Source organism: Nocardia vulneris, from assembly GCF_001613425.1.
In the GTDB taxonomy this organism is placed as follows: domain Bacteria; phylum Actinomycetota; class Actinomycetes; order Mycobacteriales; family Mycobacteriaceae; genus Nocardia; species Nocardia vulneris.
In genome coordinates this window covers 83,416-103,337 of the sequence record NZ_BDCI01000003.1, presented here as the reverse complement: position 1 = coordinate 103,337, position 19,922 = coordinate 83,416, and the positions used below count along the sequence as shown (strand labels likewise).

The following is a 19,922-nucleotide window of genomic DNA, read 5'->3' as shown; positions in this document are numbered from 1 at the left end:
GGACGCGAATATGCGCGCGGCGCGGCGGACCCGATCGTGTGCGCGCCGCGACGCCGCCGGTCGGTGTGGCTGACGCCGCTGGTCGGCGTGGCTGGTGTGGCTGGTGTGGGGCTTCGGGGGGATGGTGCTCGGCTGGTCGGCGACCGGCCCGGGCGGCTGTGCGGTACTCGGGACGGCGGGGTGAAACGAGTGGGCCGGTGGGACCGGTCGGGCAGAATGCTGGGTGACAGCGGACGATCGGGTTGGAAGCGGGTGCCAGCGATGCTGACGAACGGAGACGGAAGGCTGGGCGCGGCCGCGGTCGGGTTAGCAGCCCTAGGCGTCGGTGAGGCGATCGCCGCGACCAGGGGCGGCTCGCTGATCGACACGCTCGGGCGGGCCATGATCGACGTCTCGCCGGTGCCGGTGGTGGAGGCCACGGTCGCGTTGTCGGGCCGGCACGACAAGGCGGCCACCCGGCTGGGCGTCGGTGTGGGCGCGGTGGCGGCGACCGTCGGACTCGGTGCGCTGCCGCAGCGATGGCGCACCCCCGCCGCGGTCGCGTTCGGGGCCGGTGCCGCGGCGCTGGCGACCCGGCTGTCCACCCGCTCCACCTCCACCGTCGCGGGCGCGGTCGCCGCGGCCGGCGTGCTGGCCACCGGGCTGCCGCGGCGGCCGCGCGGTCTGCTGCGCACGCTCGCCTGGGCGGCGGCCGGCGGCGGGATGTTCGCGGCCGCGCACACGCTGCACCACGATCTGGACCGCAAGCAGGACAACGATATTCGCCGGGTCGGACCCATGGGCGCGCTCGGCGTCGTACCCGAGGACGGCCTGGAGGGCGAGCCCGGCCTATCGCCCCTGGTCACCGCGGCCCGGCGGATGTACGTCGCCGACGTGAATCTGCGTCCGCCCCGGATCGATCCGATCCACTGGCGGCTGTCGGTCACCGGCAAGGTCGCGCATCCGCTGCGCCTGTCGCTGGCCGAATTGGCCGAGGACGCGGTGGAATTCGACGCCGTCATGGTGTGCGTGCACAACCGTCCCGGCGAGGGCCGGGCGGCCAATGGGCGCTGGTTCGGCGTTCCGCTGGCCGATCTGCTGAAGCACGCGATCCCGGAGACCGGCGCGACCAGACTGGTCACCAGAGCCGTGGACGGCTACACGATCTCGCTGCCGGTCGAGCCGCTGCGCTCCGGCGAATGGCCGGGCTATGTGGTGATCGGCATGAACGGCGAACCGCTCACGCCCGCACACGGTTTCCCCGCCCGCGTCTTCGTGCCGGGCCTGTACGGCCAGTACACCGGCGCGAAATGGCTGGGGGAGCTGGAGCTCGCCGACGACAGCCAGGTCGACTACTGGTGGAAGCGAGGCTGGCCCGCCGGACCGCTGTGGGTTCCTCCGCAGGCCCGCATCGACGTCACCGCGCCGGGCCGGACGGCCGCCGGTACCACCACCGTCGCGGGTGTCGCCTGGGCGCCACCGCAGGGGGTGTCCGGCGTGGAAGTTCGTGTCGGTCAAGGTGATTGGTTCCCCGCCGAACTCGGCACCGAACTCGCACCGGCCGCGTGGCGGCGCTGGCGCACCACCGTCGACCTGCCGCCGGGCGAACACCTCGTGCAGGCCCGCGCCCTCGGCCGTGCCGGTGACGTCCAGGAGGGCAAGCATCGCGCGCCGTTCCCGACGGGCCCGTCGGGCTTCCACACGGTCACCGTCCAGGTCTGACCAAGATCAGGGGGAACTGGTGGCGGGCGGCTCTCGGGCGATGCCGCCACCAGTTCCCCCTGAGCGCGGTCACTTCGCGACGATGGGCTCCTGGAGTTCGGTCACCCAGCCGCTCGGGTCCTCGGTGTAGACGAGGGTGACCTCGCGGCTGGGACCGGTGGTGCGATAGCCGTTTTCGTCGATCCAGCGGCCGAGCGCCTGCCACGGTTCCAGCACCTCGTTCATGCTGCCCTTGTGGACCACCGTGGCCGCCTGCTCGATGGCCGGTAGATCGACGATCTCGAAGTCGTAGGCCGCGCTGGCTTCGACATCGACCGGCATGGCGGCGTGCGCGAGCACCGAACCGTCTTCGCGCTGTTCGTAATACGCGATGCCGCACCCGACGATCGGCACGCCCGCCACCGCCAGCCTGCGGCAGATGTCCTCGAACAGCGGCCCGATCACCGGGCCGATCGAGCTGGGCTCGAAATCGCCTGCGGTATCGGACAGTACGGCCACCCGAACGGCGGGCAGGGGTTTGACGATCACATCATGGACGGGCATGGCGCCCTCCTTCTCGATGATGCGGAGCCTCGCTTCGACCTGGGCGAGCCGGGCGCTGTCGCTCGCGATGCGCTGCTCCAGCTCGCCGCGGCGCAGCGTGAGCATGCCGCGCAATTCCGCGGCCGTGACCTTGTCGTCCAGGATCCGGCCGACCTGGTCCAGCGTGAAGCCGAGTTCCTTGAGCGCGACAAGGCGGTTCAGCCGGGCCAGCTGGCCGCCCGAGTAGTAGCGGTAGCCGCTGGACGCGTCGACCCGATCCGGGCGCAACAGTCCGATGGCGTCGTAGTGGCGCAGCATGCGCACCGACACCCGGCCGTGTCTGGCGAAGTCTCCGATGGTGAACATAACGACTCCCGGTCTATGGCCTCACACGGTGTCAGGGTCAAGCAGCGACCGGCCTCCGATCAGAAGCGGCCACCGCGGCTGATGCGCCGCGACCCGGAGGAGCCGCCGTAGGAGCCTGCGCCCCAGCCGCCCGATCCGGAACGGCGGCCGCCACTCGCGGCGCCGCGCAGCAGCCCGTCGATCAGGATGCCGCCGAGTACCGCGCCCGCCTGCGCGGTGCCCGACGGCGGTTGGCTCGCCTCCCACGCCCGCACGCTGGCCTGCGCCGCCTGCAGTGCGCGTCCGCCGAGTTCGGCGGCGGCTTGAGCGTTGGACAGCGCCTGTGCCGGATCGGTGGGACTCAGCTGTTGTGCCGCCGCGAGATTGCGCTGCGCCTCCGACAGTCGGGTGCGCGCCTCGGCGTCGATCCCGCCACGCCGGGTGGTGATGTAGTCGGCCGCCGCGCGCACCCGGGCGCCCGCGTCGGTGAGCGCGCGGTCGAGCCGGCGCCGCAGATCCTCGGCGGCGAGTTTGCGGTCGGTGGCCGCGGCGATGGCACGATCCAGGTCGGTGTCGGCGGCCACGGCGTCGTGGAAGGCGTCCAGCGGGTCGGCCTCCGCCGCCGCCGCTGCCTTGGTCAGCGCGGTTTGTGCCGCAGCGGTCGCGGCGGCCAGTTCCGGGCCGCCGTACTCGGAAAGCTCGGTGGCGGAGGCGATATCGCGGCGCAGTTCGTCCAGCACCGCGGGAAGTCCGTCGCGGGCCTGCTGGATATCGGTGGCGGCGTTCTCGACGGCGTCGAGCAGCGTGCGGGCCTGCCCGACCGCCGCTTCGGCCGAGCGGATCGCGGCCACCGCGCCGCCCTGCTTGCCCACCGGCTGGGTGAGCGCGCTGCGGCCCGCGTCGATGTTCTGCTCCGCGAACGTGATTCGTTCGCCCGCCATGGTCACGTTGTCGTGGATCGGGGCGAGCACACTCGCCGGATGTGCCGCGGTGAGCCGGGACATCTCCGCCTCGGCGGCGGGGACGCGGCTCTTCAGCTCGACCAGATCCCTGGTGAGCCCGGCCAATCGGTCGGCGGCGTTGATCAGCAGGTTGCGCATCGCGTCGAATTCGGCCACCTGGGCGTCGAGTTCGCGGTCGGCGCGGCCCACCGTGCCGATCAGGTCGACCAGCAGTGTGCGCTGCTCGTCCGGGGTCTCCGGAATATCGTCGTCCAGTCGCTGCCGGATCGAAAAAGCCTTGGCGGCGGCGGTTTTCGCGTGGTCGAGCGCGGTGGTGAAGGGGAGGGTGGCGGTCGCGCCGAACTCGCCGGTGGCCAGTTCCAGCTCCTCGGCGCTGGTCCGGATCGCATTGTCGATCTCGACGAGGGCCTCGCGCGAGCGCGCGTCCAACGCCTCGACCGGCAAGGCCGCCAGCGCGGTGGTGTTGTCCGGATCGATCTGCCGGGCCGCCGCGAGTTCGGCTCGCGCGCGCGTACGACTTCGCTTGCGGGAGTAGAGCACCAGCCCCACGATGACGAGCACGAGCACGCCGCCCAGAAGCAGCAGCACCCGAATGTCGGTGCCGCCGCGCATCGCCGAGTTCAGGCCGTCGGCGGTGGCGATGCCGGCGTCGGCCCATCGGCTGTCGCGCAGCGCGGGTTCCACCTCCCGGGTGAGCAGGCTGTCCAACTCGGCATCGCTGACACCGCTCGGTACGTCGCCTGCCAGGCGGTAGGCGCGATCCTGGGTCGCGATGGCGAGCAACAGATCGCGCGTGCCGAGATCGGATTTCGCCGCGGTCTGATCGGCCCACTGCTGTGACCCGAGACCACCGAAATCGCGCACATAGACCACCCACAACCGCACCTGGTGGTCCGCGTACAGCTGGTTCACCGCCGAACGCACCTGATCGAGCTGTCCCTGATCGAGGACTTCCGCCGGATCGACCACGTAGGTGTCCAAGCGGACGGGCGGCTCTGCGTGCGTTGGAGGCGCGCCCACCATGGTGACGGCGAAACAGGCCGCCGCCGCGGCGGTCCAGCGGACGACACGACTCGGTAGCGACATGCGACGAATCTAGCGCGCGGCAGGTCGGGCCGGTGGGTGCCGCCGCGAGTGGTCGTGGTGGGCGCCGGTGGCTAGCATCGGAAACGTGATCACCATCGATCGCCCGTATACCGGCCATGTTTCGGCGGATTCGAATCCGCAGCAGCGCGATGTCGCGGGCGCGCGCATAGTCAAGATGTCCGTCGGCGGCATGGACAACAACTGCTACCTGGTGCAATGCACGGGTACCGGCGCCACGCTGCTCATCGACGCCGCGAACGAACCGGCGCGCATCGAAGCCCTGGTCGATCATGTGGCGCCCGGTCAGATCGCCTTGATCGTCACCACCCATCAGCATCCGGACCACTGGTTCGCGCTGAAGGAGACGACCGCCGCGACCGGCGCGCCGACCGCGGCCCACCCGCTCGACGCCGATCCGTTGCCGGTGCGTCCCGATCGGCTGCTGGCCGACGGCGAGCACATCGGCGTCGGCAACCTCTCGTTCGAGGTCATCCATCTCAGCGGCCACACGCCCGGCTCGGTCGCCCTCGCGTGCACCGACGGTGACGGACTGGTGCACCTGTTCACCGGCGACTCGCTGTTCCCCGGCGGCGTCGGCCGCACCACCGACCCGGCCGACTTCGACTCGCTCTACCAGGACGTGACGACCAAGATCTTCGCCCGCTATCCCGACGACACCGTCGTCTATCCCGGCCACGGCGACGACACCACACTCGGCACCGAGCGTCCCCATCTCGGTGAATGGCGCGAACGCGGCTGGTAGCGCGGGCCGGTAGCCTCACCCCCGTCGCGCTGGGCCGAACCACCCGCGCGCGAGACACCTACTGGCAGACTTGGGGAGTGGATTTGCCATCGATGCGCGCTCGAGCCGGTGCGGCGCCCGACCCTGCCCAGGCCACGGCGCCCGCGCGCGGTTTCGCCGCCGGGCTGCTGCGCTGGACGCGCCGGCTGGTCGTCGGCTCGGTGCTGATGGGGCTGGTGCTGGTCGGTGGCACCGCGTTCCGGGTCTGGCAGGTCGCGCGGATCGACGACTACACCCAGGCCGACGCCATCGTGGTGCTCGGCGCCGCGCAGTACTCCGGCACGCCGTCCTCGGTGTTCGAGGCGCGACTCGACCAGGCCTACAAGCTGTTCCGGCTCGGCGTGGCGCCCCGGGTGATCACCGTCGGCGGCAAGCAGGAGGGTGACCTCTACACCGAGGCGGCGTCCGGCAAGAACTATCTGCAATCGCGCGGCATCCCGAGCGACCGGATCCTCGCGGTGGAAACCGGCTCGGACACGCTGCGCAGCGTCGAGGCGGTCGCCACCGCCATGCAGGCCCGCGACATGTCCGCCGCGGTGCTGGTCAGCGATCCGTGGCATTCGCTGCGCACCCGCACCATGGCCCGCGACGAGGGCCTCGACGCGTGGACCGCGCCGACCCGAACCGGGCCCGCCGTCTACACCCGCGAGTCGCAGGCCCACGGAATCGCCAGGGAGACAGGCGCTCTGCTCTGGTATCAGCTCACCCATTTCGCGGCAGACTTCCGATATACGGCCGGACAGTGAGCGAGAACCGAAGGTGCGGTAGGGCTTTCGGCCCGAAAGCACCGTGCGTGAGCGAGGTGGAGTAGTGCAGAACTACAGCGAGCCGGACTACGAACGCTTGGTCGTCGAGCGGCCGAAGACCGCGGGCCTCGGCGCGCCGGGCAGCGAATTCGAGGTCGGGCACCGCACCGAATTCGCCCGCGACCGGGCCCGGGTGCTGCATTCGGCGGCGCTGCGCAGGCTCGCCGACAAAACACAGGTGATGGGTCCCCGCGACGGGGACACCCCGCGCACCCGGCTCACCCATTCGCTCGAGGTGGCCCAGATCGGTCGCAGCATCGGCGAAGGCCTCGGCTGTGACCCCGATCTGGTGGACCTGGCCGGCTTGGCACACGACATCGGCCACCCGCCGTACGGGCACAACGGCGAGAAGGCGCTCGACCATTTCGCCGACGCACACGGCGGTTTCGAAGGCAACGCGCAGAACCTGCGGATTCTCACCCGCCTCGAGCCCAAGGTGCTCGACCCGGCCGGGGTGAGCGCGGGCCTGAATCTCACCCGGGCCTCGCTCGACGCGGCACTCAAGTATCCCTGGGGCAGAACCGGTCCCGGCACCAAGTTCGGCGCCTACGACATCGACGCCGAACGGCTCGCCTGGATTCGCAAGGGCGCACCCGAGCGTCGCCGCAGCCTCGAATGCCAGATCATGGACTGGGCCGACGATGTCGCGTACTCGGTGCACGACGTCGAGGACGGTGTCATCGCCGGACGTATCGATCTGCGGGCGCTGGCCGACCCGTGGGAGCAGGAGGCGCTGGCCAGCCTGGGCAGGCACAAGCACTACTCGCTGTCCGCCGAAGAACTCGTCGCCGCGGCGCAACGCCTCTCCGAGCTGCCGGTCGTCGCCGCGGTTGCCGCCTACGACGGCACCCTCGCCAGCTCGGTCGCGCTGAAACGACTCACCAGCGAACTCGTCGGCCGGTTCGCCACCGCCGCGATCACCGCGACCCGCGAGACCGCGGGCACCGGACCACTGCTGCGGTACGGCGCGGATCTCGAGGTGCCGATCATCGCGGCCGCCGAAGTCGCGGTGCTCAAGACCGTCGCGCTGCATTACGTCATGTCCGACCGGGATCACAAACTGCGCCAGGCCGGGCAGCGCGACCAGATCCAGGCGGTCGCCACCCGGCTGCTCGCGACCGCGCCGAACGGACTCGACCCACTGCTGCTGCCGTGGTGGCACGCCGCCGCCGACGACACCGCGCGGGTGCGCGTCATCGTCGACCAGATCGCGTCCTACACCGAGAGCAGGCTCGAACGGGTGGCCGCGCTGCTCGGCGTCTGAGCGTGTGAACAGCCACAGGTGAAGAACGCGGGCCGCGCCGGGTACGCTCACTGCCGTGGCCGGACGACTCCCAGATCGCGATATCGCGGCGATACGTGACCGTGTCCGGATCGAAGACATCGTGGGCGAGTACGTCGCGTTGAAACGCGCCGGCGCCGACTCCATGAAGGGGTTGTGCCCGTTCCACGACGAGAAGTCGCCGTCGTTCCATGTCCGGCCGAACCACGGGCTGTACCACTGCTTCGGCTGCGGCGAGGGTGGCGACGTCTTCGCGTTCCTGCAGAAGATGGAACACGTCGGCTTCGTCGAGGCGGTCGAACAGCTCGCCGATCGGATCGGCTACCAGATCAACTACGAGGGCGGCGGCACCTCGGTGCAGCGCGACCGCGGCACCCGCTCCCGGCTGGTCGCGGCCAACGCCGCCGCGCACGAGTACTACATGGCGCAGCTGCGCGAGCCGGAGGCCGAGACGGCGCGCAAATTCCTCACCGACCGCAATTTCGATGCTGCCGCCGCGCAGCAGTTCGGCTGTGGTTACGCCCCCGCGGGCTGGGACACGCTGACAAAGCATCTGCTGCGCAAGGGTTTCGAGTTCAAGGAGCTGGAGGCGGCCGGGCTGTCCCGGCAGGGTCAGCGGGGCCCGATCGACCGATTCCATCGCAGGCTGCTCTGGCCGATCCGCAATCTCGGCGGCGACGTCATCGGATTCGGCGCGCGCAAGCTGTTCGACGACGACACGATGCCCGGCAAGTACATAAACACCCCGGAAACCATGCTGTACAAGAAGTCTCAGGTGCTGTTCGGCCTCGACCTGGCCAAGCGCGACATCGCCAAGGGACATCAGGCCGTGGTCGTCGAGGGCTACACCGATGTGATGGCCATGCACCTGGCCGGGGTGAAGACCGCCGTCGCGTCCTGTGGCACCGCCTTCGGTGACGAGCATCTCGCACTGCTGCGCAGGCTGCTGCTCGATGACAACTTCTGGCGCGGCGAGATCATCTACACCTTCGACGGTGACGCGGCGGGCCAGGCGGCGGCGCTGAAAGCCTTTGCGGGCGACCAGAAGCTGGCCGGCCAGACCTACATCGCGGTCGCGCCCGACGGCCAGGACCCGTGCGAGCTGCGCCAGCACTCCGGCGACGGCGCGGTGCGCGACCTGGTGGCCCGCCGAACCCCGTTGTACGAGTTCGTCGTTCGCGGCCTGCTCGCCGACCACAATCTGGACACCGCCGAGGGACAGGTCGAGGCGCTGCGCCGGGCCGTCCCGGTGGTCGCGCAGATCAAGGACAACGCGCTGCGCAAGGCCTACGCGACGAAGCTGGCCGGCTGGGTCGGCTGGGACGATATCCAGACCGTGGTCCGCCGGGTCGGCGACGAAGCCAAACGGAATCGAATGGGCGGCGCCCGCCCCGCCAACGGCGCCCGACAGCCCGCCGCGCCCGCCCAGCAGCCCGAGGCGGTCGCCGAACATCCTGCGGCACGGCCGAAGCCGAACGATCCGACCCTGCTGCCGCAGCGTCAGGTGCTGGCGGCGGCGCTGCAATACCCGGCCATGGCCGGATCGTCGTTCGACGCGCTGGAAACCGACGCGTTCACCCACCCCGCCTATGCGGCGATCCGCCAATTGATCGCCGAGGCGGGCGGCACCGCGGCCGGGCTCGGCGGCGCGGAATGGCTCAACGCGGTCGCGGACCGCACCGACGACCTCACCATGCGCGCATTGCTCTCCGAACTGGCCAGCGAGCCGCTACCGGTGAAGAACGCGGCCGGTATCCCGCGTTTCGTCGCGGGCGTGCTGGCGCGTACCCAGGAGGCGTGGGTCGGGCGCCAGATCGCCGAGCTGAAGTCGAAGTTGCAGCGGGTGTCGTCCACCGAGCAGCCCGACGCGTACATGGCCCTGTTCGGTGACCTCGTGGCCTTGGAGCAGTACCGCAAGAGCCTGCTCACCCAGGCGATGGGTAACCACGACGATTTCGCCCCCGCCTAGACCCTGTGCCGCGCGGTGACCCTGTGCCGCGCGGTCAGCGGCGCAGCTGATCCTGCGGGACGAGCACGGTGGTGCGTTCGTCCAGCGGCTCCATCGGTTCCAGCTTCGGGCGGGTGCTCAGCTTGTCCGACAGGCGCTGCCTGCCCACCAGCACGAGCTTGCGGGTCACCGGGCTCTCGGTCAGCGCCCGGGTCGCCGCGCTGATCTGCTCGTAGCGAGCCCGCCCGGCCTTGCTGCCGAGTACATACCCGGCTGCCACGCCGATGATCAACCGCAGCATCTCGATGTGCTCCTCCCAGTTGCCTGTTCGCCGCTCTATCCTGCCCGACGCCCGACAGACCTGTCGATCCGGATAGGCGCGGCTGTGCGGAGCCTGGCGGAACGTCGTCGGCGAACCGGAGCGCGGCAAGACCGCCGGTGTCCCGTGGTTCCACCTGCTCGCCGTCGAATGGGAAAGAACCACAACAGGTTTCGTGGTGGAACCGCACCGTCCACAGCGCGGGGACCGGCGACTGGATTCGGGCACACGGCGGATCCGCTATCGGTCATCGTCGGGCGATGACCCGGTTCGAGGCGAACCAGTGTCAGGCGGCGAGCTCTTCTCGCTTGGCCCGATGCTCGTCGCACAGGTAGTAACGGCTGCTGCGGCGGATGTGCGCCGGATCCAGTCGTTGCGCGAAGGTGAGGTTCTCGCGGCGCCAGCAATCGCCGCAGGCGAATTCGCTCATGTCGGCCTCCTCGTTCCGTTGCTCAGCGGGTCGCTGAGGAGTTCCCGCTCAGTGCCGCGCTCAGCCCTCTGTTCCCATAGTCTCCCCTGATGGTGGCCATACTGTTACCGCTTGTTACCGGTAGATGTGGCATTCGGCGGATTTCATCAATCTCTCATCGGCCGCGGGCACCGTGGCCCGCATGCTGCATGAGACCGCTTCGCAGGGGCACCTCGCGCGTGACGTCGCGCTCGCCTCGTCCTCGCTGACCCTGGCCGCGCTGCTCCTCGCCCGCCGCTGGCTACCCGAACTCATCGCCCAGCCGGTGCAGAGTTTCCTGCCGTGGCTACTGGCTCCCGCGCTCCTCGTGGCGGCCGTAGCGCTCGCAACCGGATCCCGGGTAGGCCTGCTGACCGTTGTGCTGCCCATCGCGACGTGGGCCGTGCTTTTCGTACCCCAGCTGGTCGCCGGCCCCGGCAGCGAAACCGGCACCGGCGAATTCCGCGTCGCCACACAGAATCTCGGCACCGGCGGCCCGGCCCCCGCGCTCGCCGACGTACCCGTCGTCGCGGTCCAGGAACTCACCGACCGCAACCGGCCCGCCGTCACAACAACTTTGGACCCCGCCCACCCCTACGCCGCCACCGTGGGCACCGTCGGCCTGTGGAGCCGCTACCCGCTCACCGACATCCAGCGCCTCGACCTCGGCCAAGGCTGGGCCCGCGCGCTTCGTACCCGAATGCACACGCCCACAGGCGATGTCACCGTCTACGCCGTGCACCTCGGCAGCGTCCGCTTCGGCGACACCGACTCCCGCAACCGCACCCTGCGCACCCTCGGCGACCTCGTCCACCACGACCCCGCCGACCGCCTCCTGATCCTCGGCGACCTCAACACCGCCTCCACCGACCCCCACCTGAGCACCCTCACCGACACCCTGCACGACGCCCGCAGCGGCTTCGGCTTCACCTGGCCGTCCCCCTACCCCCTCACCCGCCCCGACCACATCCTCACCCGAGGCTTCACCACCCGCGCCGCCACCGTCCTCCCACCCACCGCCGGCGACCACCGAGCCACCACCGCCACCCTCACCCCCACCCAACCCCCACAACACAGCAGGTAGCGACGCGATTTGGGCCCCCGCCCGCCCATACGCTAAAGTTTCTCCTCGGCCCGCCCAGCAAGGCGAGCCAAGGATAGTCCCCTATAGCTCAATTGGCAGAGCAGCCGACTGTTAATCGGCAGGTTTCTGGTTCGAGTCCAGATGGGGGAGCAAGAATAAGCCCCTGACCAGGCAATCTGGTCAGGGGCTACGTTCATTTGGCCGGGTGTACGGGGCTGTCACCAAGAAAACACCAAGAATTCGCCACCAAACATCGTCAGGTCCCCGCCCCGAAGCTCTTCTCCAGCACGGCTGATGAATCAGGGGCCTGCTCGGGCGAGGCGATGTAGTGCCGCTCGGTGATTCCCTCTCGGGTATGGCCTAACTGCTTCGCGGCGGTCTTCGAATCCGATGCCTCGGCGATCAGCGTGGCGACGGTCTTGCGGAACGTGTACTGGGTGACGTCCTTGTACAGCGTGCCGCGTGCGTCGCGCCATGTCCGGTTGAAGTTGTGCGGATCGCGAAGGGCTCCTCCCCGGCCGGGAAAGACAAGCGAAACTTTGTCTTCTACCTCCACGACGTTGCCGCCCACCTCCCGGACGGCCTTTACCTCACACATGCCCCCGTACTTCGGATCGGCCCGTAGCCGCTTCAGCATGCGGGTGGTGAACGCCGGGAGCGTGACGACGCGATGCCCGGCATCGGTCTTCGCCCACTCCTGCCGGTACAGCCCTTTCCCGGCGAGCCTGATGACGGTCGCCGAGATCGTGAACAGTGCTGGCTCGGCCTCGAGGTCGAACTGCTCCCAACACGCCGCCAGGGCTTCTCCTGGCCGTACGCCGGAGCCGAGGATCAGATCGGCGACGTCGAGGACGAGCGGGTCTCTCTTCGGGCCGTGGGTGTATGCGGGCGTTCCTGGAATCTCGTTGCCTGCCAACCACTCCTGGAGTTGGGCGCGCAGGCCCTTGAGGCGTTCTTGTTCGATGGGTTGTGGCTTGGCCTTGCGTCGGCGCATTCGTGAGGTGTCGCGGACCGGGTTCTCCGAGAGGGCGCCGTAGCGGACGGCGACGCCCATGATGCCGGTCAGGATGACCTTGTGTAGTCGTGCCTTCGACTTCAGCCCGGCAGCGGTCAGTGCTTGGATGTGTTCGTCCAGTCGGCCCGTATCTGCCTCCCACACACGCAGATTGCCGAGTGCGGACCGCAACTTGACGGTGCTCTTCTTGGCGCGCTTATCGTCGCTCGCATCGATCTCACGCCGGTATAAGTCGTAGGACTGTTGACCAACACCTTCGTCACGTTTCACCTCGGTGAGCCACATGTCCATGAGGATCGTCAGGCGGGTATCACGGGTGACCTTGCCGCGGGTGCGGCCCCTGTACTGGTTCTGACGAGCGGTCAGCTTCTTGCGCAATGCCGCCTTCGCCTTGTTCTCGGTCGGCCCGCGGCCGTCAACGAGACGGCCCTTGCCGTCGTAGTCACGGAACGTGGCCCAAGCTCTCCACGTCCCGTCTTTCTGTTCCTTGGTGCCGATCTCGCCGTAACTCCCGAGTTCGGTGGCTGGTCTTGGCATTACGGTTTTCCCTCCGTGGCGATCAGGCTGCTTCTGGCTGTTCCTCGGTGTGCACCATGTGCGCCTCGAGGTAGGCGTCCAGGTCGGCAAGCCGATACATGCAGGAGTTGCCGGACGGCTTTGAGTAGCAGGGGCCCTGTCCCTTGGCGGCCCAGTTCGCGAGGGTGCGCGGATGAACCCCGAGGTACTCGCCGGCTTCCACACGAGTGAGCCACCGCTTGCCTGGCAGTTCGTCACCGGTGCCGCACGAGCTGGCTCCGGGCATCACCGCCGTGTTCCTGTTCGTTCGACCGACGCCGATCCGGACGCGGCACGATCAACCCTCGATACGATCGGAATCGTCAAGTCCCTCATAGACAAACCGCCTTCGCGCAGCCCCGTAACGACCCGGCGCAGCTTGTACCAGGCATCCAGTGGGGCGGTAGGGATCGGTGCCGCCCGCGTGCTGATCACCGGTCCATCCGGCGTGTAGGACGACACCCAACCCGCTATTTCGCTCGGTGCCAGCAGGGAACCGCCGACGTGGAGGTCGGCGTGAAAGAGCCCGCGCGAGTCCGTGCACATGGCTAGACACCCCTCGGATCGACAGAGTTTGCCTACGCCCAGGTACTGGCAGGCCGCCTCCTGAAAATCGCGTCAGGACACCATCCAAAGAACGTCGAACGAGCAGATCCCTGCGCTCTGGGATTGCAGCCAGTACTTGTGTGCGACTCACGGTGACATGAGAGTGGGCAGTGTCGTCGTCGCTGGCGACGGCTTGGTGATCCTGCGCGATCTGAACCGCACGTCGATCGGGGTGGACCCGGTGCATACCGCGATCCGGCGGTCGTTCGGCTGGACCGCCGAATCGACGACGATGGCTGCACGGGCGGCGGCCACAGATCAGGTGCGAGGCGCAGACAAAACATCGATTGGCCTGCCTTCAAAGGGATCTCGGGCCGCAACTCGGATGGTCGCCGAACGTAGGCACCAGAAGAATGTTTTGGTTCAAGGCGGTTGCACCCCCTTGGTAGGGCACTTCATGTGTACAGGTCGACAGGCATCGGATCGGAACTGATTGGATACCAACCACTACAGTGGTTGGCGTTGGGCGGCCCTGTTTGAAAGGATCGCCTAGCTTGTCCTATGGCGGGCAGTCGTGGATCGTGTGATCCACACGGCCCACCAAACAAATTTCTCAGCGGCGGAAGGAAATTCAGTGGCGGCACCCACGTCAACCGAACACCTGACATTGGACTTGTGGGCGAGTGAAGTTGGCAAGCCACTGACAGAAAATGATCGGAGTGTCACCGTTTCAAGTCTCGAGAGCGGATTCCCAGCTGGCGTAGTATCAGCAGCTGCTGAGAAGGAGTCCTGGCGAAAGGAAGTGCATCGCCCAGCGACGCATACCCATAAATGGTGGGCCCAGCGGTTAGGGTCGGTCTTTCGTGGAATAATTGTCTCTGCGATTGCGAGATCCGAGGACGAAGCGGTGAAGCTTTTTGAGTCTGCGGTCAAGAGGCCTGATCTGGTTATATTCGATCCGTTTGCAGGGTCTGGAACAACGTTGGTAGAGGCGGCGAAGCTGGGGTGTCGCACAATCGGGTATGACATAAATCCAGTGGCAACGCTCGTCCAACGGCAGTCTCTCGCTAAATGGGATCGAAAAGCGTTGCAAGAAGAATATCTAAAGGTTGAGGCCAGGGCGTGCTCTGAGATTAACCGAATGCATCTCAACAGCCTTGGTGAAACCGTACTGTATTACTTCTGGGTTGGTACTGCGCAATGCCCTAATTGTCCGGCAGGCGATCCTCCGGTCGATCTTTTTACTCAGTATGTTTTCGCGAAACACGCCTATCCCAAGAAGTATCCTCGATCTCAAGCGACCTGCCCGGCGTGTAGTGCGGTTAATGTTGTCGATATTTCCAAAGACTCAGGCTTCGTCTGCCATAATTGCGACTGGTCGGGCTCCTTCGATGGCCCAGTAAAGGGCGCGACGATGACGTGCTCAAGAGGGCACTCAACTAAGGTTATCAACGCGCTTGGCGGCCAACCTCCCCAGCGGAGGATGTATGCCAAACTTGTGCTCGGCCTGGACGGCACCAAACGGTATGAAGCGATCGACGACTTTGATCGCCAGCTGTATGCCGAAGCAGAAACTCTGCTTGAACGAGATGCTGACTGGCTGGTGCTCCCAAGCGGGTCGCTCGACGCTGGGTATAATACCCGTCAGGCCATTTCATGGGGATACAAAGAATGGCGGCAATTCTTTAATGCACGGCAGCTGTACTCGCTCGGTCTCCTTGGGGCTGCGGTGCGGGATCTGTCGCCAGGCCCGGAACGGGAGGCGCTGATCGCATTATTCTCGGGTGTCCTTGAGTTCAACAACGTGTTCTGCTCGTACAAAGGCGAAGGCACTGGTGCGGTACGCCACATGTTCTCTAACCACGTTCTTAAGCCAGAACGCACGCCGCTTGAGGCACATCCGTGGGGAACAAAGGCGTCCTCCGGATCCTTCTCGACACTCTTCAACAGCCGCCTGGTGCGGGCGCTGGACTACAAGCAGGAACCTCACGATATCGTCAATGGTGAACGCACAGCCGGAATTTCAGAACCACTCGGTCACACTGTGACCGACGAATATGAGACTTTCGTGGACCGGCTCGATTCTGCACTTATCGTCTGCGGCTCGTCGGATAAGACCGTCATGCCGGACGGCAGCGTAGACATGGTTATCACAGACCCGCCGTACTTTGACAACGTTCACTATTCTGAATTGGCTGACTTTTTTCACGCTTGGCTTCGCCAACTCAGGCCGTTCGAAGGGTATCCGGATGCGTCTACTACACGGGCCAGCAGTGAGGTTCAGTCCGCGGACGCAGCGGAGTTTGGTTCGGCCATCGAGGCAGTCTGGCGCGAAGCCGCACGAGTTATGAAAGACACCGGTTTACTGGCGTTCACCTTCCACCAAGCACGACAGGAGGGGTGGGAGGCCGTGGTGAAGGCCCTCAAGGCGGCTGGCCTCATCGTGACGGCGGTGCAGCCGGTGAAAGGTGAAATGAGCGTCGCTGCCCCGAAAAGCAGCGCCGCCAACCCTTCAAACCTGGACTCAATTGTGGTTTGCCGCAAGACTTCTTCTGGCACGCGCCCCACCCTCGATCGCGTAATCGCCGAGTTGCAGGAGTGTAAAGACGCGGGTATATCAGTCGGCTGGGTTGATGTGCAGTCTGTCGTACGTGGCGCGGTGCTTGCCGCCTACACCGACCCAGGTTGCGAGCGCACGCTCGATGACCTGAAGGCGCAGGCGGAAACAGACGTGGAGGCCGCTTGCTTAGCACTTGACGTTACTGATGGACGGCTCAAAGATCCACAATAAATTTCCCACGTTGGGTCGTTTTCGTCGACCGTGCGTCTGGGGTTGGGAAGGGGTCAATTGCGACCCCTTCGTCCTTTTCCGCGGTCCGGCGGTACGCCCAGAATTCATGTTCGCCTCCATCTTGCGCGGTGCGAAGGACACGACGGATGCGGTGGAGGTGATCCTGCTCGTCCGCCAGATCTTTGCGATGGTGGATTAGTGTCGGCTGCGCCTTCATCCAATCCCATCCAAGTGGATTCGAAAAAACCATCATTGGGCGCTGCCGGTCGAGACCATCGCCGAAGGTTCCAAGATCTATGGCCTTATCACGAATGCCTGTTATGAGGTCATAGAGCTTTTTATCCTGGTTCAATGCCGCTCCACTGACCAAAGCCAGACCGACGATCACGCGGTCCTCTTCATGAGGCGTATGGGCTGCAAACAGATAGAATGCCGGAACGAGTAGCGGCGCGCCGTTCTTAGCGTAGATTCTTACGTGAGAACACGGCGGCGTCGAGTTGAAGTCCATGCCCGTCGCGCGACCAATCTTCCCCGCTTTGGTTGTGTCCACTTTCTTGACCTCGATCGCAATCATGCGTCGGTCGTCAAGTTCTTGGCCACCGTTGATCAGGAGTGAGGCCTCCTCCGGCCGTGCGATCACCATGTCCGGACTCACCAACGGTTTGCCTGATGCAAGGACCTTCACTTTTGATGGCAACCGTGCATCCAGGCGGTTGCTGATGAGTTCATCGAAGGGGTCGTCCTGGGTACCTCGCTTGGGTCGCAAGAAGAACGGACGCGGCCGGCCGTCCTCGAAGTAGAACTCGTCGACCAGCGCGGCGAAGCATACCGCCGCCAGATCCAGTGGATTCGCTTCTGGCCCAACAGGAATAGTCACAGGTTCCCCTCCAGCAGGTAGTTTGGCGCGCCAGCTAGGTCGCTGACGGCCCCAAGGTACAGCTGAGCACCGACAGAACTGTAGTCTCAATCACAACAGCGCGAGGGGACCTCTTGTTAAGGCTGGTCTCTTGGTCTGTACCAGACACTCATCGTTAATGACGGCAGCATCTGACCGCACGGTTGCCTGCCAGCGAGAGCAAGGAGCTGACTTGCCAGTCTCAGACGAGATGCTGGTGCCAGGTGAACGGGTCGACTCGTCGGTTACCCCAACCGCGAACCCAGCAGACCCGACGGACGACGAAGAGATTAACGAGCGGTATGTCCGCGGCGAGATCCGTATAGTCGTTGAGCAGGCCAGGTATCAGCTGAAACAAGTACCCGCACTTGTTCAAAGCGCTGACTATAATCTGCAACCAACGTTTCAACGGCGGCCGCGATGGTCACGGGAGAAGCAGTCGCGGCTTATTGAGTCGTTTATTGTAAACGTTCCAGTCCCGCCGGTGTTTCTGTACGAATCGGAGCTTTCTCGGTTTGAGGTGATGGACGGGCGACAGCGCCTGACGGCCATCTCCGAGTTCTACAGCGACCGGTTCACCTTGATTGGCCTTACTGAGTGGCCTGAGTTGAACGGCCGGAAGTACAGCGACCTGCCCGAGCAGATTCGCCGCGGCATCGATCGACGGTATCTCTCTTCCATCGTGTTGCTGCACGAAACGGCTAAAACTGAAGCTGAGGCTGAGCGCCTCAAACAGCTGGTCTTTGAGCGAATCAATACAGGCGGCGAGGACCTGACGCCTCAGGAAACCCGCAACGCGCTTCATCCTGGACCGCTAAACGACCTGTGTATGCGGCTATCGCGTCACCCCTCGTTTTGCTATCTGTGGGACATCCCCGAGCCCGACGCTGACGAGCTAGCGGAAGATGTTGATTGGTCTCCCCCAGAAGAACTGATCAGCAACAGGCGATACCGGACTATGGAGGACGTTCAGCTGGTCCTACGCTTCTTCGCCCATAGGCAGCGCGATCGACTGTGGAGAGGAGGCAGTTTGGACGACTATCTTTCCTATTACCTGACCGTGGGCAACCAGTTTGACCACGCGACTATCGGCATGCTCGGAGAGATTTTCAAAGACACCTCCGATCTCGCTCAGAATCTGCTCGGACAGAATGCGTTTTGGCTGTATCGTATGCGGCGCTCTGAATGGTGGTGGATTGGAGGCTCGACCGTCACCGCTTATGACCCGATGATGAATGCTCTTAGTCAGCTTTTGGATAGCCGGGAAACGCTGATAGCGAGATCGAGCGAAATTTCTGAGAAATTGACTGACTTCTATAAGGAGAATTCCGCCATCTTCGATGGGCGAAAGGTGAATCCGTCCGATATCCGCGATCGGGACTCTCTGATGCTCGATTTCATGCAGGGGTTCGCCTCGTAAGATGTCGACCAACCTGTTTGCGCCGGTGATCCGGCTGAATGCGTCTGTTGGGCAAATGGCTGATTTCTTCCGCCTGGTTAATAGCCTGGAAAATCTCCGCAAATCCGATGTTTCTCAAGCCAGCGGAAAGCTCGCTGATTCAATGCGAGAACTTTCGCCAATCTTGGCCGGATCGACGTGGCGCAGTCAGACCTACGGATTCTCAATTATTCTGATATATACTATCCATGAGCGGTTCGTCAGAGACCTCATGGAAGTTATGACACAGCTCATGGCTGAAATGTATTCTCGGTACGAGGATTTACCTGATGTCGTACGATCCAGTCATCTTGAGCAGACCCTCAGTCGGTTCCAGGACCTAGCGCGCCGCCCAAGTGCATCGGATGGTTCTTCGCTGCTAGGTGAAATCTACGACCTCGCGGCGTGCCTCGACGGCACCGTGCAGTTAAATTCTGCGGCGATGTCCCACAGCAGTGCGAACTTCAAGCCCAGTGTTATACGAGACGTCCTTCGCCGTTTGGACTTCGCACTGCCAAGTGAAGCGATTGCGTCCGACTATGGCGAGTTTCCCTTTGGCGCACTAAATGGTATCTATACGACACCTGAATCTGTTCTGGATGACCTTACGCAGCGTAGAAATGTGATTGCTCACGGCGCGGATCCAGAAATAATGGATTTGGAGACGCTCCGGGCCGTCGCCGCCGCTATTTATAGATATGATCTCTGGATTTTTCGTAGAATTGCACATTCCAGACTCTTTGCTCTCCTGGATCGTTTCGGAATTGAACTGGGCACGGTTAGGAATGCTTGGAAGAATTCCGATACGCAGGTTAAATCCATCGTCAATCTGCTGGACGTCTCTGTAGAGGTGCGGCCTGGCTCGCTGGTCTATCAGGGTGGTGAAAAGAAAGCATGCTACACAATCAATAGCATTCAGGTTGACCGGACTCCTGTACCCGTAGCGATGCCCGGCGCTGGTCCGTTTGGTGTAGATCTCGGTGTTACCGCGCCGCAAGAGGCAACCTTGATGACGTTCCCTCCGCAGTGGCAACGACTTGCAGGTGCGCTGAGTTCTGCTCTCACCCAGCAGCCGACAGTGGCCTTGCTGGCCGACGATTAGTGCGCGAATTGCCGCGCGGCGAATTTTTATATATATGCCGAGCCTGTCGCTAAGTGGGATGGCTCCGCTAAGAGTCCTGGGCAGCGGACAGGTGAAATATTATAGCAACGGAGGTTTAGGTTGAACGACGTACTTCGCCGTTGTAGAGGTGCTCGAATTCTTGCTTTGCTCTGCAATCCGCCTTTGAGGGAGACGTCTCTCACCACTTCCTGGCGTAATTTGCAGACACTTAGAGGAGTACTGGGAGCAAACGAGATCGTCATCTGTAATCTTAT

The 19,922-nt window shown here is 64.9% G+C and carries 16 protein-coding genes and 1 tRNA gene; 10 read left to right on the top strand and 7 right to left on the bottom strand.

Translation table 11 applies throughout. The annotated features are described in order from the left end of the window. Positions 1-261 precede the first annotated feature (261 nt). Entirely contained in the window at positions 262-1,701 is a 1,440-nt protein-coding gene (locus NVU01S_RS04910) for a molybdopterin-dependent oxidoreductase (RefSeq protein WP_052281057.1), read from the top strand. A 69-nt stretch (positions 1,702-1,770) separates the two neighbouring features. Here the strand turns inward: NVU01S_RS04910 and NVU01S_RS04905 are convergent, their stop codons facing one another. Then, on the bottom strand, positions 1,771-2,589 hold the full coding sequence (locus tag NVU01S_RS04905; RefSeq protein ID WP_043677362.1) for a MerR family transcriptional regulator: 819 nt from the start codon (positions 2,587-2,589) through the stop codon (positions 1,771-1,773). Positions 2,590-2,648: 59 nt separating this feature from the next. Continuing rightward, positions 2,649-4,616 carry a TPM domain-containing protein gene (locus NVU01S_RS04900; protein WP_052281056.1) on the bottom strand — a complete coding sequence of 656 codons (1,968 nt, stop codon included), beginning with the start codon at positions 4,614-4,616 and terminating at the stop codon, positions 2,649-2,651. Between the two features lie 67 nt (positions 4,617-4,683). Between NVU01S_RS04900 and NVU01S_RS04895 the strand changes: the two genes are divergently transcribed. The 4 genes from NVU01S_RS04895 (at position 4,684) to dnaG (ending at position 9,475) form a co-directional block, all read left to right on the top strand. Next, on the top strand, positions 4,684-5,379 hold the full coding sequence (locus tag NVU01S_RS04895) for an MBL fold metallo-hydrolase (protein WP_082032273.1): 696 nt from the start codon (positions 4,684-4,686) through the stop codon (positions 5,377-5,379). Between the two features lie 92 nt (positions 5,380-5,471). After that, positions 5,472-6,164: a YdcF family protein gene (locus tag NVU01S_RS04890; RefSeq protein ID WP_052281066.1), complete on the top strand. Its 693-nt coding sequence runs from the start codon at positions 5,472-5,474 to the stop codon at positions 6,162-6,164. Between the two features lie 64 nt (positions 6,165-6,228). After that, positions 6,229-7,488 carry a deoxyguanosinetriphosphate triphosphohydrolase gene (locus tag NVU01S_RS04885; RefSeq protein WP_052281055.1) on the top strand — a complete coding sequence of 420 codons (1,260 nt, stop codon included), beginning with the start codon at positions 6,229-6,231 and terminating at the stop codon, positions 7,486-7,488. Between the two features lie 55 nt (positions 7,489-7,543). Continuing rightward, positions 7,544-9,475, top strand: coding sequence for a DNA primase (dnaG, locus tag NVU01S_RS04880; RefSeq protein WP_043677354.1), 1,932 nt, complete (start codon positions 7,544-7,546; stop codon positions 9,473-9,475). 34 nt (positions 9,476-9,509) lie between these two features. Here the strand turns inward: dnaG and NVU01S_RS04875 are convergent, their stop codons facing one another. Together NVU01S_RS04875 and NVU01S_RS43170 are read right to left on the bottom strand one after the other, a co-directional pair. Next, positions 9,510-9,755, bottom strand: coding sequence for a hypothetical protein (locus NVU01S_RS04875; protein WP_014982787.1), 246 nt, complete (start codon positions 9,753-9,755; stop codon positions 9,510-9,512). Positions 9,756-10,059: 304 nt separating this feature from the next. Beyond that, a complete protein-coding gene (locus tag NVU01S_RS43170) occupies positions 10,060-10,203 on the bottom strand; it encodes a hypothetical protein (RefSeq protein WP_156055026.1) in 144 nt (47 codons plus the stop codon). A 181-nt stretch (positions 10,204-10,384) separates the two neighbouring features. Here NVU01S_RS43170 and NVU01S_RS04870 point away from each other — a divergent pair, with 181 nt between their 5' ends. Beyond that, the gene (locus NVU01S_RS04870; protein WP_169815261.1) at positions 10,385-11,305 is read left to right on the top strand and encodes an endonuclease/exonuclease/phosphatase family protein; all 921 of its coding nucleotides are present in this window, start codon (positions 10,385-10,387) and stop codon (positions 11,303-11,305) included. 77 nt (positions 11,306-11,382) lie between these two features. After that, positions 11,383-11,455: transfer RNA gene (locus NVU01S_RS04865), tRNA-Asn, on the top strand. A 106-nt stretch (positions 11,456-11,561) separates the two neighbouring features. Here NVU01S_RS04865 and NVU01S_RS04860 read toward each other — a convergent pair. Both NVU01S_RS04860 and NVU01S_RS04855 read right to left on the bottom strand, forming a co-directional pair. Continuing rightward, positions 11,562-12,857, bottom strand: coding sequence for a tyrosine-type recombinase/integrase (locus NVU01S_RS04860; RefSeq protein ID WP_043678333.1), 1,296 nt, complete (start codon positions 12,855-12,857; stop codon positions 11,562-11,564). 22 nt (positions 12,858-12,879) lie between these two features. Further along, positions 12,880-13,122 carry a helix-turn-helix transcriptional regulator gene (locus tag NVU01S_RS04855; protein WP_043678330.1) on the bottom strand — a complete coding sequence of 81 codons (243 nt, stop codon included), beginning with the start codon at positions 13,120-13,122 and terminating at the stop codon, positions 12,880-12,882. Positions 13,123-14,328: 1,206 nt separating this feature from the next. Between NVU01S_RS04855 and NVU01S_RS04850 the strand changes: the two genes are divergently transcribed. Continuing rightward, positions 14,329-16,212: a DNA methyltransferase gene (locus tag NVU01S_RS04850; protein WP_209444865.1), complete on the top strand. Its 1,884-nt coding sequence runs from the start codon at positions 14,329-14,331 to the stop codon at positions 16,210-16,212. Here NVU01S_RS04850 and NVU01S_RS43165 read toward each other — a convergent pair. Continuing rightward, a complete protein-coding gene (locus NVU01S_RS43165) occupies positions 16,196-17,089 on the bottom strand; it encodes a hypothetical protein (protein ID WP_156161851.1) in 894 nt (297 codons plus the stop codon). The genes NVU01S_RS04850 and NVU01S_RS43165 overlap by 17 nt on opposite strands. 157 nt (positions 17,090-17,246) lie before the next feature. On the opposite strand from NVU01S_RS43165, the gene NVU01S_RS04845 reads away from it, so the two are divergent. Both NVU01S_RS04845 and NVU01S_RS43160 read left to right on the top strand, forming a co-directional pair. Beyond that, positions 17,247-18,527, top strand: a complete 1,281-nt coding sequence (locus tag NVU01S_RS04845) for a DUF262 domain-containing protein (RefSeq protein WP_052281144.1) — start codon at positions 17,247-17,249, stop codon at positions 18,525-18,527. A gap of 1 nt (position 18,528) precedes the next feature. Further along, a complete protein-coding gene (locus NVU01S_RS43160) occupies positions 18,529-19,647 on the top strand; it encodes an MAE_28990/MAE_18760 family HEPN-like nuclease (RefSeq protein WP_156161850.1) in 1,119 nt (372 codons plus the stop codon). The last annotated feature ends 275 nt before the right edge of the window (positions 19,648-19,922 follow it).

Excerpts from the sequence above, each read along its gene's own strand:
- NVU01S_RS04870 (WP_169815261.1), top strand. The coding sequence starts at position 10,385 with ATGCTGCATGAGACCGCTTCGCAGGGGCACCTCGCGCGTGACGTCGCG.
- NVU01S_RS43160 (WP_156161850.1), top strand. The coding sequence starts at position 18,529 with ATGTCGACCAACCTGTTTGCGCCGGTGATCCGGCTGAATGCGTCTGTT.
- NVU01S_RS04890 (WP_052281066.1), top strand. The coding sequence starts at position 5,472 with ATGCGCGCTCGAGCCGGTGCGGCGCCCGACCCTGCCCAGGCCACGGCG.
- NVU01S_RS04910 (WP_052281057.1), top strand. The coding sequence starts at position 262 with ATGCTGACGAACGGAGACGGAAGGCTGGGCGCGGCCGCGGTCGGGTTA.
- NVU01S_RS04900 (WP_052281056.1), bottom strand. The coding sequence starts at position 4,616 with ATGTCGCTACCGAGTCGTGTCGTCCGCTGGACCGCCGCGGCGGCGGCC.
- NVU01S_RS04845 (WP_052281144.1), top strand. The coding sequence starts at position 17,247 with ATGACGGCAGCATCTGACCGCACGGTTGCCTGCCAGCGAGAGCAAGGA.
- NVU01S_RS04875 (WP_014982787.1), bottom strand. The coding sequence starts at position 9,755 with ATGCTGCGGTTGATCATCGGCGTGGCAGCCGGGTATGTACTCGGCAGC.
- NVU01S_RS04860 (WP_043678333.1), bottom strand. The coding sequence starts at position 12,857 with ATGCCAAGACCAGCCACCGAACTCGGGAGTTACGGCGAGATCGGCACC.
- NVU01S_RS04905 (WP_043677362.1), bottom strand. The coding sequence starts at position 2,589 with ATGTTCACCATCGGAGACTTCGCCAGACACGGCCGGGTGTCGGTGCGC.
- NVU01S_RS04855 (WP_043678330.1), bottom strand. The coding sequence starts at position 13,122 with ATGCCCGGAGCCAGCTCGTGCGGCACCGGTGACGAACTGCCAGGCAAG.
- NVU01S_RS43170 (WP_156055026.1), bottom strand. The coding sequence starts at position 10,203 with ATGAGCGAATTCGCCTGCGGCGATTGCTGGCGCCGCGAGAACCTCACC.